Annotated in this window: 11 protein-coding genes; 1 reads left to right on the forward strand and 10 read right to left on the reverse strand. The window is 70.7% G+C overall.

What is annotated here, in order from left to right; translation table 11 throughout:
* Positions 1-33: 33 nt before the first annotated feature.
* The 7 genes from C6C15_RS11995 to rsmI all read right to left on the reverse strand — a co-directional run bounded on the left by C6C15_RS11995 (position 34) and on the right by rsmI (position 8,418).
* Complete coding sequence (locus tag C6C15_RS11995; protein WP_105950209.1) at positions 34-1,734, reverse strand: ABC transporter ATP-binding protein; 1,701 nt, start codon at positions 1,732-1,734, stop codon at positions 34-36.
* Positions 1,735-1,739: 5 nt separating this feature from the next.
* Positions 1,740-2,672 (reverse strand): ABC transporter permease, encoded by a 933-nt coding sequence (locus C6C15_RS12000; protein WP_025105609.1) that lies wholly within the window; start codon positions 2,670-2,672, stop codon positions 1,740-1,742.
* The gene (locus tag C6C15_RS12005) at positions 2,669-3,649 is read right to left on the reverse strand and encodes an ABC transporter permease (RefSeq protein WP_025105608.1); all 981 of its coding nucleotides are present in this window, start codon (positions 3,647-3,649) and stop codon (positions 2,669-2,671) included. Before C6C15_RS12005 ends, C6C15_RS12000 begins: the two co-directional genes overlap by 4 nt.
* A complete protein-coding gene (locus tag C6C15_RS12010) occupies positions 3,646-5,310 on the reverse strand; it encodes an ABC transporter substrate-binding protein (protein WP_105950210.1) in 1,665 nt (554 codons plus the stop codon). The genes C6C15_RS12005 and C6C15_RS12010 overlap by 4 nt, the downstream gene beginning before the upstream one ends.
* 156 nt (positions 5,311-5,466) lie before the next feature.
* A complete protein-coding gene (locus C6C15_RS12015) occupies positions 5,467-6,561 on the reverse strand; it encodes a LacI family DNA-binding transcriptional regulator (protein WP_105950211.1) in 1,095 nt (364 codons plus the stop codon).
* A 238-nt stretch (positions 6,562-6,799) separates the two neighbouring features.
* Positions 6,800-7,456 carry a class I SAM-dependent methyltransferase gene (locus C6C15_RS12020; protein WP_105950212.1) on the reverse strand — a complete coding sequence of 219 codons (657 nt, stop codon included), beginning with the start codon at positions 7,454-7,456 and terminating at the stop codon, positions 6,800-6,802.
* Between the two features lie 140 nt (positions 7,457-7,596).
* The gene (gene rsmI / locus C6C15_RS12025) at positions 7,597-8,418 is read right to left on the reverse strand and encodes a 16S rRNA (cytidine(1402)-2'-O)-methyltransferase (RefSeq protein ID WP_060922809.1); all 822 of its coding nucleotides are present in this window, start codon (positions 8,416-8,418) and stop codon (positions 7,597-7,599) included.
* A gap of 96 nt (positions 8,419-8,514) precedes the next feature.
* Here rsmI and C6C15_RS12030 point away from each other — a divergent pair, with 96 nt between their 5' ends.
* A complete protein-coding gene (locus C6C15_RS12030) occupies positions 8,515-10,068 on the forward strand; it encodes a dolichyl-phosphate-mannose--protein mannosyltransferase (protein ID WP_105950213.1) in 1,554 nt (517 codons plus the stop codon).
* 27 nt (positions 10,069-10,095) lie between these two features.
* Here the strand turns inward: C6C15_RS12030 and C6C15_RS12035 are convergent, their stop codons facing one another.
* The 3 genes from C6C15_RS12035 to hisC are packed head-to-tail and all read right to left on the reverse strand — an operon-like array spanning position 10,096 to position 13,059.
* Positions 10,096-10,575: an Lrp/AsnC family transcriptional regulator gene (locus C6C15_RS12035; RefSeq protein ID WP_105950214.1), complete on the reverse strand. Its 480-nt coding sequence runs from the start codon at positions 10,573-10,575 to the stop codon at positions 10,096-10,098.
* 1 nt (position 10,576) lies between these two features.
* Positions 10,577-11,980 (reverse strand): amino acid permease, encoded by a 1,404-nt coding sequence (locus C6C15_RS12040; RefSeq protein WP_105950817.1) that lies wholly within the window; start codon positions 11,978-11,980, stop codon positions 10,577-10,579.
* Between the two features lie 11 nt (positions 11,981-11,991).
* Entirely contained in the window at positions 11,992-13,059 is a 1,068-nt protein-coding gene (gene hisC, locus C6C15_RS12045; protein WP_105950215.1) for a histidinol-phosphate transaminase, read from the reverse strand.
* Positions 13,060-13,137: the final 78 nt, after the last annotated feature.

Raw genomic sequence — 13,137 nt, forward strand, 5'->3', positions numbered from 1 at the left:
TCCTCTCTCTTTCTTGCAGTCGTCCGGCGCGCGTCAGCGGGCGCGGGCGGGGTTCGGCACGGCGTCGAGCAGTTCGACCGTGTACGGGTCCTCCGGGTGCTGCAGCACCTGCGAGGTCTCGCCCCGCTCGACGACGCGGCCGCTGTTGAGCACGAGGATGTTCTCGGTGACGAGCCGCGCGCTCAGCAGATCGTGGGTGATGTAGAGCATGCTGATGCCCCACCGTTCACGGAGGTCCTCCAGCAGCGCGAGCACGCCGGCGCGGAGCGACACGTCGAGCATCGACACCGGCTCGTCCGCGATGAGCACCTGCGGGTCGCTCGCGAGCGCCCTGGCGATCACCACGCGCTGCCGCTGCCCGCCGGAGAGCTGGTGCGGCAGCTTGGCGGCGAACTGCTCGACGGGCGTCAGGCCCACCGTCTCCAGCAGTTCGAGCACACGGAGCCTGGCCTCCGCCCCGCGCAGCCTCGTGTAGTTCAGGACCGGGCGGGTCAGGGCGTACTCGACGGTGTGCAGCGGGTTCAGGGCCGCGTACGGATCCTGGAACACCATCTGCACGTCCTTGCGGAGGTCGCGGAGTCCGCGGCGCTTCAGGGACGCGACATCGGTGTCGCCGAAGCGGATGCGGCCGGAGGTCGGCTTCTCGACCCCGGTGAGCATCTTCGCGATCGTCGACTTGCCGGAGCCGGAGGCACCGACCAAGGCCAGCGCCTCCCCCGGCTCCAGCCGGAAGGACACGTCGTCGACCGCGACGACCGGATCCTGGCCGCGGCGCGGTGCCGGATAGCGCTTGGTCACGCCCTCCACGACGATCGCGGCATCGGCCCGCCGGGCGTCCCGCGGCGACACGGTCGGCAGGGTCTCGGTGACGTCCGTACGGCTGCGTCCCTCCCGGCGACGGGTGCCGAGATCGACGAACCCGGGGATCTCGATCTTCTCGGCGCGCGGGTCGGCGTAGTGGCTCAGCAGCATCCGGGTGTACTCGTCCTGCGGGCGGTGCAGGATGTCCTGGCTGCGGGCGTCCTCCACGATGCGGCCCTCGTGCATGACCATCACCCGGTCGGTCGCCTCGAGGACGATGCCGAGGTCGTGGCTGATGAGGATCGCCGTGAAGCGCTCGGACCGCTGCAGCTCCTGGATCGTGTCCATGACCGCGTGCTGGACGAGCACGTCGAGTGCCGTGGTGGGCTCGTCGAACACCATCAGCTGGGGTTCGAGCGAGAGGGCGAGGGCGATCGAGGCGCGCTGCCGCATGCCGCCGGAGAGCTCCCCGGGATACCGGTCGAGCACCTCCGGCTTGAGCCCCACCTTGCCGACGAGCTCCCGCGCCCTGGCCTGGCGCTGCTCGGCGGGCACATGACCGTGCGCGGCGAAGATGTCGCGGAAGTGGTTGCCCACGGTCCGCACGGGGTTCAGCGCGTTCATGCCGGACTGCAGCACCATCGCGAAGCCGCCCTGCCGCTGACGCCGCAGTTCTTCGGCGTCGAGCTCGCGGATGTCGCGGCCGTCGAACAGGATGCGTCCGCCGCTGATGCGCGCCGGCGGCTTCTGCAGCCGCGTGAGCGCGAAGCCGAGCGTGGACTTGCCCGACCCCGACTCGCCGACGAGCCCCACGAACTCGCCGCGCCGGAGCGCGAACGACACGTCGCGCACGGCAGGCACCGGCTCCTGCCCCGGGGAGGCGTACTCCACGGACAGCGACTGGACGTCGAGGAGGATGTCGTCGTGCTCCATGGCGCTCATCGGCCCTTCCCTTCGCGGAGGCGCGGATTGGAGATGCCGTCCACGCCGAAGTTGATGAGTGTGAGACTGAGGGCGAGCAGTGCGATGCACAGACCGGGCGCGAACAGCAGCAGCCACTGGCCGGTGAGCAGGGAGTTCGAGTTCTGCGCCCAGTAGAGCATCGTGCCCCAGCTGACGATGCTGGAGTCGCCCAGGCCGAGGAACTCTAGCCCCGCCTCCGCGAGGATCGCCGCCGTCGCCGCTCCGAAGAGGGTGCCGGCGATGATCGACGTCATGTTCGGCAGGATCTCGCGGAAGACGATCCGCGCCCTGCTGTCGCCGGAGAACTGCGCCGAGGTGACGAAGTCGTTGCCGCGGAGGGACTGGGTCTGGCTGCGCAGTACACGGGCGCCCCAGGCCCAGCCGGTCACGACGATCACGGCGATGATCATGAGGATGCCGCCGTTCTGCAGGTAGGCCGCGATCACGATCATCAGCGGCAGGCCCGGGATCACGAGGAAGAGGTTCACGATGAACCCGACGACCTCGCCCGCGAAGCCGCGCATGTAGCCCCAGCTCAGACCGATCAGCACGGCCACGATCGTGGAGAGGAGCCCGGCCGCGAAGCCCACGAGGAGGCTGACCTGGGCGCCGTAGATGAGCTGGCTGAGCACGTCCTCCCCGGCCGCGGTCGTGCCGAGCCAGTGCTCCCACGAGGCATCCGCATTGCGCGGGAACCCGTTCTCCTTCGGCCCGTAGGGAGCCAGGAGCGGGGCGAACACGGCGACGAGCACGAAGAACGCGAGGAGGCAGAGTCCGATACGCGCCTTGCCGTTGGACCACAGGGTGCCGACCATGCGGCCGAAGGCGCGCCAGGGGCTGGGCGCCGCGATGCGGGCGGTGGGGACCTTGACGGTCACGGTGCTGGGGGTGGGGTTCGGGGTCGTCATCGGCGAGTCCTCGGGTCGAGAACCCCGTAGAGGATGTCCACGAGGAAGTTGGCGATGAGCACGCTCACGGTGATCATCAGGAAGAGCGCCTGCATGAGCGGGTAGTCCTGCCCGATCACGGCGTTGAAGAGCAGGTAGCCGATGCCCGGGTAGCCGAACACCTGCTCGACGAGGATCGAGCCGCCCACCACGCCGCCGAGCGTGAGCCCGAAGCCGGTGAGGTTCGGCAGGATCGCGTTGCGGGCCGCGTACCGGAGGGCGATCGTGCGGCCGCGGAGGCCGTTCGCCTCGCCGAAGGTGATGTAGTCCTCGCCGAGCGTGTTGATCATCGCGTTGCGCATGCCGATGATCCAGCCGCCGAGCGACGTGAGCAGGATCGTCAGCGCCGGAAGGAACGCGTGCCGGACGAGGTCGACGATGAAGTCCCAGGTGAATCCCGGGGTGGTCGTCGCCGAGTAGGCGCCGGTGGTCGGGAACCAGTGCAGCACGTAGCCGAGGAAGAACAGCAGCAGCAGCGCCGTCCAGAAGTACGGGAACGTGCTGAGGAACGACCCGGTCAGCGTCGGCAGGGAGTCCAGCCAGGTGCCGCGCCGCCAGGCGGCCATCACGCCGATGAGGGTGCCGATCACGAAGGCGAGGATCGTGACGATGCCGACGAGGCCGAGCGTGTAGGGCAGCGCGGTGGAGACCATGCTCGACACGGTCTGCGGGTAGAACGTGTACGAGACGCCGAAGTCGAGCCGGACGACCTGGCCGAGGTAGGCCACGTACTGGTCCCACATCGAACCGGTCGGCACTCCGAGCTGCGCCTCGATCGCGGCGCGCGTGGCGTCCGAGACCGGACCGTTCTGGGAGAGCTTCGCGATCGCGGCGTCGGCGGGAGAGCCGGGCATGAGTCGCGGGAGGAAGAAGTTCAGGGTGATCGCGGCCCACAGGGTGAGCAGGAACAGGCCGATCTTCTGGAGGACGTACTTCACTGGTCCCCTCCGTCCGTGCGCTTCAGGTGGGTGAAGATGCCCAGCGGCGCCGAATCGTAGTTCTGCGGGATCATGTACGGATCGTCCGCGGAGGGCCAGCCGGTGAACTTCGCGTCGTTGAACAGGCCCCAGATCCCGCCGTAGTACAGGCCGATCACGGGGACCTGCTCGTACACGATGCTCTGCAGCTCGTGCACGATCTCGGTCTGGCGGTCGGGGTCGATCGTGGCGCGGTACTCCTCCAGCAGGGCGTCGGCCTCCGGCGAACGGTAGCGCTCGAAGTTGTTGGTCGTGACCTCGCCGGCCGGCACGTAGAAGTCGCTGGAGAGCAGGCTGTTGTAGGCCTGGTACACGTCGCCGTTACCCATGCCGCCGATCGCCATCTCGAAATCGCCGGTGCCGATCGCGCTCTGATACCCGGCGGGCTGCGGGAGCTTGAGCGAGACCTTGACGCCGACGTCCGCGAGCTGGCGCTGCACGGTCTGGGCGGCGCGCGTCCAGTCGGAGAATCCGTTGGCGGTGGTCAGCGAGAACGCGAGCTGCTCGCCGTCCGGGCCGACGAGCTGATCGCCCTGGAGGGTGTACCCGGACTCGGCGAACGCCGCCAGCGCGGCGTCGCGGTCCTGGGCGAGCATGCCCTGGTCCGGGATCTCCGGGTCGAGGTACTTCTCCTGGTTGGGCAGGATGAGGCCGGTCTGTCCGGCGGGCTGCATGTAGCCCTCGGAGGCGGTCTCGGCGATCTCCTCCCGGTCGAGCGCCAGCGCGATGCCGCGACGGACGTTCACGTCGTCGAACGGGGCGACCTCGAGGTTGGGCACGAGCGAGATGACGCCGCCCGGCGGGAACCACCAGGTGTTGTCGGGACTCGCCGCTCCCCAGGTGCCCTCGACATCGGAGATGAAGGAGTAGGCCCAGTCGTAGCCGCGGGTCACGGTGTCGAGCTGGGTGTTCGTGGCCGGCAGGATGATGTGCTCGATCTCGATCTTGTCCGCCTGCCAGTAGTCCGGGTTGCGGTCCATCGAGTACTGCTGGTCGTTGTAGTTGCCGAGCACGAACGGGCCGGTGCCGACCGGCTCCTCGTTGCGCCAGGTGGCCGGGTCCTCCACGTCGGCCCACAGGTGCTCGGGCACGATCATGGTCTGCCCGAGGATCGAGAGCGACGGCGCGTCCTCGCCCTGGAGGTGGAACACCACGTCGTCGCCGTCGACCTCGATGCGGTCGATGTGCTGCCATGCGCCCTTGATGTCGAGCGAAGGCTCGTCCTTGATGAGCTGGAACGTGAAGGCCACATCCTCCGGGGTGAGGGGCTCGCCGTCGCTCCACTCCACGCCGTCGCGGACCGTCATCACGATCGTGCGGGCGTCGGGCTGGGTCCACTCGGACGCGAGCCACGGGGTGAGCTCGCCGTCGAGCGGGTTCACGAGGATGAGCGGCTCGTAGATCCACCGCGACGCCGTCCGGGTGTTCGTGAGGTAGGGGTTGAAGTTCTGCGTGAAGAACGGGTTGCCCTTGTCGGCGTTGATGAGCATCGTGTCGTCGCCGATCGAGGGGTCGGGCTGCGAGCTGATCTGGATGCTGCAGCCGCTGAGCGCGACCGCTGCGGCCGCGAGCCCCACGACGGCGGCGCGGCGCCAGCGTCGGAAGGTGTGCGTCTCTGCCACTGGATGACCTCATGTCGTCTCTGTCATGAAGGGCGCCCCGGGGGGTGGGGAGTCCTGCCGGCCGAAGCCGTACACCAGATTGTAAGCGCATACATTTTGAATCGGCAACCCCGTGGTGAGCCAGGGGGTCCTCCGGGGCGGCGCGGTCGCGGCGACTCAGGCCGGGCGCGTGGAGCTCTCGCGGAGGAGGATCTGGAGGGGCAGACGCGTCGTGAGCGGCGGGGCGTCCGGCTGCTCCAGCCGTCGCGCGAGCACCTGCACCGCCGCACGCCCGAGCTCGATCATCGGCTGCCGAATCGTGGTCAGTGGCGGCGACACCAGGGTCGCCGCCTCGATGCCATCGAACCCCGTGACGAGGACGTCGTCCGGCACCCGCACGCCCGCGGTTCGGAACACGTCCATCGCCCCGAGGGCCATCTGGTCGTTGGCGGCGATGAGAGCGGCGGGCACGCCATCACGCAGGAGGTCCTCCCCGGCCCTGCGACCGGAGGCCCGGGTGAAATCGCCCCGGAGCACGCGCACCGCTGCCGGGTCGCGCCCCGCCGCGGCGAGCGCGGTCGACACGCCCTCCCACCGCTGCTCGGCGTCGGGCGAGTCGGCCGGGCCGGCGAGGAACGCGATCTCCCCCTCCCCGACCTGGGACAGCACGTGGCGGGTCAGCTCCCCCATCGCCTCGACGTTGCTCACCGTGACGTGGTCGTAGGCATCGCCGCGCGGCGGGCCGGACAGCACGACCACCGGGATACGACGGGCCAGTCGGGCGAGCACGTCGTCCGGCACACTGCGGGCGAGCACCATGAGCCCGTCCACGCGGCCGGCCATGTCGCGGACGGTGGAGCGGTCGGGATCATCGCGGCCGACGCCCACCATGAGCACGAACCCCTGCTTCCACGCCTCCAGCTCGGCGCCGCGGAGGACCTCGTCGAGGAACAGCATCGAGGAGTGCGGCGGGTCCTGTTCGTCCGACACGACCGTGAACGGCGGGCGGGCGGCGGCGGACAGCACGTCGAGGGGCGGGGCGTCCTCGGCGGCGTCGAATCCGGGGAAGTACAGCCCCAGCACCCCGGTCCGGCGTTCCGCGAGTCCCCGCGCGCTCCCACTGGGGACGTACCCCAGCGCGGCGACCGCGTCGAGCACCCGCTCCCGGGTCACCGGACGGACGGCCTCCGGCGAGCGCAACACCCGCGACACGGTCGCGATCGACACTCCGGCGCGATCGGCGACGTCGTACACCGTCGCGGCCTTGCTCACGCGGACTCCTCTCGTCGCGGTCCTGGTCCTGGTCCTGTCAGCGTAGGACAGTCTCCCCCGGTGCCCCCTCCCGCGCGCGGGCGCAGATTCCCGTCGGTGTCGCAGGGATGGGGCCAGAACCTGCGACACGATGCGTATGTCCGACACAGTGCAAATGTCCGACACAATGCAAATGTCCGACACAGTGCAGACCTGCGACGGGGTGCGGATCTGCGAGAGTGTGCCTGGACGCGGCGGGTCACGAGCGGAGGGCGCGGAGGGCTCCGTGGGGGCGAGAGCTGATCTCGCCGGGTTCGCGCTCGCGGGTCTCGGACCACTGCAGCTCGAGACCGGCCGCGGCGAGCAGCGGGGCCAGGGCCTCGGCGGTCCAGAAGAACGCGGGTGCGACGGCATGAGGGAAGACCGCCCGGGGTTCGCCGACGAAGTAGCCGAGGAGCAGTCCTCCGCCGGAGGCGAGCACCCGAGCGAACTCGGCGAATGCGTCCGGGAGCTCGGCCGGAGGGGTGTGGATCACGGAATACCACGCGAGGACGCCGCCGACGGTGCCCGATGCCTGCGGCAGCGTCCGGAACGACCCGTGATGGAACGAGAGGTGCGGATACTGCACCCTCGCCCCGCGGATGAAGGCCGTGGAGAGATCGATCCCCTCGACGTCCCGCCCGGTTCCGAACTCTGCGCCGTCATCCCCGTGCAGGAAGGCCGTCCAGTGGCCGGGGCCGCACCCCGCGTCGAGCAGCCGTCCCGGGGTCTCGTCGCGCCACTTCCGGATGAGCTCTCGGTCACGGGGATCCATCAGCCCCAGGTCTCCCGCGACCTCCCGGTACTCCTCAGCCCTCGCGTCGTAGGCGCGCGCGACCGAGTCCGCTCCCGCGGGAGGTCGCAGATCCGGGCTCATGTCGCAGCCGTCCCCCGCATCCCTGCGACCGGAGTGCGAATCTGCGACCGAGTCCGCTCCCGCGGGAGGTCGCAGATCCGGGCTTATGTCGCAGCCGTCCCGCGGGTCACTGCGACCCCGGTGCGAATCTGCGACGGGGGTCACCGCGACCGGGCGGCGAGGGCCGCCTGATACAGATCCCGGGAGGACAAGCCCGTCAGGGCCGCGACCTCGGAGGCCGCCTCCTTCAGGCGGGTGCCGTCCGCGACCAGGGCCTGCACCTGGGCGAGGGCGTCCTCCGGGGAGGCGTCCCGCCGCGGCGCCCCCTCGACGACCACCACGATCTCGCCCTTCACCCCGTCGGCGGCCCAGGCGGCGAGCTCGGACGCGGTGCCACGACGGACCTCCTCGTATAGCTTCGTCAGCTCCCGGCACACGGCGATCCGGCGGTCCGCGCCGAAGGCGGCCCCCATGTCGGTGAGGGTCGTCGCCAGGCGCGAGGGCGACTCGAAGAACACCATCGTTCGCGGCTCGGCGGCGAGGGCGGAGAGGGTCGCCCGGCGCTCCCCCGGCTTCCGCGGCAGGAACCCCTCGAAGGTGAAGCGATCCGTCGGCAGCCCCGAGATCGCCAGGGCCATGAGCACTGCGCTCGGCCCCGGGATCGCGGTCACCGTGACCCCCTGCGCCACCGCCTCGGCGACGAGGCCGTATCCCGGATCGCTCACGGTCGGCATGCCCGCATCGCTCAGCACCACGAGGTCGGTCTCCGCGGCGAGCGCGGCCAGCTCCGCGGCCTTCTGCTTCTCGTTGTGGTCGTGCAGCGCGATCAGCCGGGGCCGGTTGTCGATCTTGAGGGCCTGCAAAAGCCGCTGCGTCGTGCGGGTGTCCTCCGCGACGACGATCTCCGCGTTCTCCAGCACCTCCACGAGGCGCCGCGACGCATCGCCCAGGTTTCCGATCGGGGTCGCGGCGAGGATGATCACCCGCCCAGCTTAGGCGCGGCCCCTTGGTGGACCCTCGAGACGGGACCGGAGCCGGCAGACCGGGAGCACAGAGCGGAGTGTGTCTAGGCTGGACCGGTGACCGCGCCCGAGCCCCTCCTGCCCCTCCCCGAGGAGCGCCTCACGCGTTACGAGCGGCTCCGCGACCGTGTGCTGCACGCGCCGGACTGGGGCCGGGCGATCGGCTGGCTGGCCCCGCTGCTGGTCACCGCTCTCGCGGCGGTCCTGCGCCTGGCGAACGTCGGCCACCCGCACCAGCTCGCCTTCGACGAGACCTACTACGTCAAGGACGCCTGGTCGCTGTGGAGTCTCGGCTACGAGGGGGTGTGGGGCGAGAACGCGAACGACGCCTTCGTCACCCTGCAGGAGCTCCCGCTGACGAACAAGGGCGCGTTCATCGTGCACCCGCCGCTCGGGAAGTGGCTCATCGCGCTCGGCATGGCCATCGGCGGCCCGGACAACAGCGCCGGCTGGCGTCTGGCGACCGCCCTCCTCGGTGCGGGATCGGTGCTGCTGGTGTTCCTCATCGCCCGGCGCCTGACCGGCTCGCTCGTGGCGGCGACCGTGGCCGGCACCCTCCTCGCGATCGACGGCCTCAGCATCGTGATGAGCCGGATCGCGCTGCTCGACGGCATCCTCACCTTCTTCGTGCTGCTGGGCGTGCTGTTCGTGCTCATCGACCGCCAGCGCACGATCCCGCTGCTCGAACGCCGGAACCCCGACGACGAGCACCCGCTGTGGGGACCGATCCTCTGGCGCCGTCCCTGGCTCGTCGCCGCGGGCCTCGCGCTCGGCGCCGCCTCGGCGGTGAAGTGGTCGGGGCTGTACGTGCTCGCGGGCTTCGGACTCTACGTCGTCATCACCGATGCCCTCGCCCGGCGCCGCGGCGGGGTCGTCGTGTGGCCGGCGTCCGCGGTCTTCCGCCAGGGGCCGGTGTCGTTCGTCCTCCTCGTCTTCCCCGCTCTCGCGGTGTACCTCGCGAGCTGGACCGGGTGGCTGGTGACGGCGAACGGCTACGACCGCGGCAGCGACCCGAACCCGCTCGTCGCCCTGTGGAACTACCACGAGGCGATGCTCGGCTTCCACGTGGGCCTCACCCGCGGGCACCCCTACGCGAGCCCGGCCTGGGAGTGGCCGTTCCTGCTCCGCCCGACCGCGGTGTGGGTGGACAGCGATCCGACCGGCTGCGGCGTCGACCGCTGCATCGGCGTGATCTCGGCGATCCCCAACCCGCTCATCTGGTACGGCGGCGTCGCGGCCAGCGTGTACCTGCTCTACCGCCTCATCCGCGGCTGGATCACGCGGCAGCCGGTCGGCCCGGCGCTCAGCCTGCCGCTCGTGGGGCTCGCGGTGACGTATCTGCCCTGGCTGATGTTCCCCGACCGGACGATCTTCCAGTTCTACACGGTCGTGATGATGCCGTTCCTCGTGCTCGCGCTCACCGTCACGCTGCGGATCATCGCCGGGCGCCAGGAGGATCCGCTCCCGCGCCGCCAGTCGGGAGAGCGCACCGTCCTGATCTACCTCGGCGTCGTCGTCCTGGTCTCGGCGTTCTTCCTGCCGCTGTGGACGGGGATGAGCGTTCCCTACGACTTCTGGCGCCTGCACAACTGGCTGCCCGGCTGGGTCTGACGGACGGGCTGGCGGCCCCGCGCCCTGTCAGGGGGTCTCGTCGGCCACGTGCTCCACGAGCGGGAGCACGCGACCGGAGAGGTGCGTGCGCATCGCGATGGAGGACGCGGTCCGCGCGACGCCCGGCACGAGGGCCACCCGGTCCAGCACCTCCTGGAGCCGCGTCGCATCGCGGGCGACGAGCCGGAGCTGCATGTCGCTCGCGCCCGTGACGGTGTGCATGTCGACGATCTCCGGCACCGCGTCCGCGAGGGCGGTGGCGACGTCGTCGTGTCCGACCTTCTGATCGATCTCGACGAGGCAGAACGCCACGACGCCGTACCCGAAGCCGGCGGGGTCGATGCGCGGCACGATCGCCTCGATCACCCCGCCCTCGTGCAGGCGCGCGAGACGGCTGGTGGCCGTCCCCCGCGCGATGCCCAGCCGGCGTGCGCACTCCAGCAGGGGCAGCTGCGGCGATTCCGTCAGCAGCCGGATCAACGCGGCGTCGAGGCGATCGATCCGCACGTCACTCCTTAACGATCCCGGGGCGGGACACACCCCGCGTCAGGCGGGCGACGACGAGCAGCACGGCGGTGAGCCCGAGCGTGAGCAGCAGCTGGATGCGCGCGGCCGGGTCGATCATCGCCAGCGCGATCACCGCTGCGAGCAGCGCCAGGCAGAGCCACGAGACCCAGGGGAAGCCCCAGAGCCGCATCGGCATCGCCTCGCCGGCGCGGTCGGCCCGCCGGCGCAGCACGATCTGCGAGATCGCCGTCGCCGTCCAGATCACCAGCAGGGTGGATCCCACGACGTTCAGCAGCGCCGGAAGCACGACGTCGGGGAACGCCCAGTTCAGCCCGACGGTGACGAAGCCGAAGGCGACCGAGGCGAGGACGGCGACGAACGGCACGCCCTTGAGGCTCGTCCGGGTGACGGACAGCGGCGCCAGCCCCCGCTCCCCCAGCGAGTACGCCATCCGGGAGGCGCCGTAGATGTTGGCGTTCATGGCCGAGAGCAGCGCGATCACCACGATGAGGTCCATCACGAGGCCGACGCCCGGGATGTTCAGCGTGTCCAGCACGGCCGAGAACGGACCGGCCTGGACAGCGGGGTCGTCCCACGGGAGTACCGCGACGATGACGAAGATCGAGCCGACGTAGAAGATGAGGATGCGCACGAGCACCTCGCGCACGATCCGGCGGATGTTGCGGGACGGATCGTCCGACTCGGCGGCCGCGATCGCGACGACCTCGGTGCCTCCGAACGCGAAGACCACGATGAGGAGCGCCGCGGCGATGCCGGTGATGCCGTGCGGCGCGAAGCCGCCCTGGTCCACGAGGTTCGAGATGCCGGTCGCCGGCACGCCGGGGATGAGTCCGACGATCGCGCACACGCCGACGACGAGGAAGGCGATGATCGCGGCGACCTTGATCGCCGCGAACCAGAACTCGAAGCGGCCGTAGTTGCGCACGCCGAAGAGGTTCACCGCGGTGAGGGCCACGACGAACACGAGCACCCAGACCCACGCCGGGATCCCGGGTACCCAGTTCGCCACGATCCCGGCCGCGCCGGTCGCCTCGGCGGCGATCACGACGACGAGCTGGATCCAGTACAACCAGCCCACCGCGCTGCCGGCGCTGCGCCCCATGGCCTTCTGGGCGTAGGAGCTGAAGGCGCCGGAGCTCGGGCGGGCCGCGACCATCTCGGCGAGCATCGCCATCACGAGCACGACGATGCCGCCCGCGACGAGGTAGGAGATGAGCACGGCTGGTCCGGCGATGCTGATCGCCTGCCCGGAGCCGACGAACAGCCCCGCGCCGATCGCGCCGCCGAGCCCCATCATGGAGATCTGGCGACGGGTGAGGCCCGGGTGCAGGCCCTTCGTGGTCGTCGTGGTGACGGGGACCTCGGTCACGGGATCGTTGGTCATGCGTCCATTGGTCATGCGTTCACCTCGGCGAGCTCGGTCTCGAGGGCGGCTTCCACCCGGTCGATGTCGGCGGCGGAGCCGGACGAGATGCGGATGCCCTCGCCGGGGAAGGCGCGGGCGACCACGCCGCCGGCGTGCAGGAGGGCGTCGAGTTCGGCGGTGCGCTCCCCCGCGGGTACCCAGACGAAGTTGGCCTGCGAGCGCACGGCGGGCCAGCCGGCGGCGGTGAGCACGGTGTACAGCCGATCGCGCTGTGCCACGACCTCGTCGATGCGGACGGCGAGCTCGTCCTCCGCGGCGAGCGAGGCGAGGGCCGCGGCCTGGGCGAGGTCGGTGACCCCGAACGGCACGGCCACCTTGCGCTGCGCCTCGGCGATCACGGTGGGGGCGATCGCGTAGCCGATGCGGAGCCCGGCCAGGCCGTAGGCCTTGGAGAACGTGTGCAGCACCGCGACGTGCGGGTGGCGACGGAACAGCTCGATGCCGGCGCCGCGACTGTCCGTGCGGTCGAAGTGCACGTAGGCCTCGTCGATGACGACGAGGACGTCGTGCGGCACCGCGGCGACGAACCGCTCCAGGGCCTCGGCGTCGACGACGGTGCCGGTCGGGTTGTTGGGGTTGCACACGAAGACGAGACGGGTGCGCGGGGTGATCGCGGCACGCATCGCGTCGAGGTCGTGGCCGTGATCGGCGTCCAGCGGCACGGCGACGGGCGTCGCGCCCGCGATCCTGACGAGCGAGGGGTAGGCCTCGAAGGACCGCCAGGCGAAGACGACCTCGTCCCCCTCGCCGGCCACCGCGTGGATGAGCTGGGCGGCGATCTCCACCGACCCCGCCCCGACGGTCACCTGCGCCGGGTCCACGGCGTATCGGGCGGCGAGCGCCTCCCGGACCGCGGAGGCGCTCATGTCGGGGTAGCGGTGGATACCGGCCACCCGGTCCTGCACGGCGCGCACGACGGAGGGCAGCGGTGGATGCGGCGACTCGTTCGAGGAGAGCTTGGAGGCACCGGCCGGGGCGGAGCGCCCCTGTCGGTAGGCGGGCACGGCGTCGAGACCGGTGCGGGCGGAGAGGGTCATCGTCAGAGCATCCTTGCTGTGATCCGAGAGGGGTCGCGTCACCCTAGAACGGATCGCGGGCGCTGGGCAAACCGTGCA

It is taken from the genome of Microbacterium sp. str. 'China' (assembly GCF_002993305.1).
Taxonomy (GTDB): Bacteria; Actinomycetota; Actinomycetes; order Actinomycetales; family Microbacteriaceae; genus Microbacterium; species Microbacterium paraoxydans.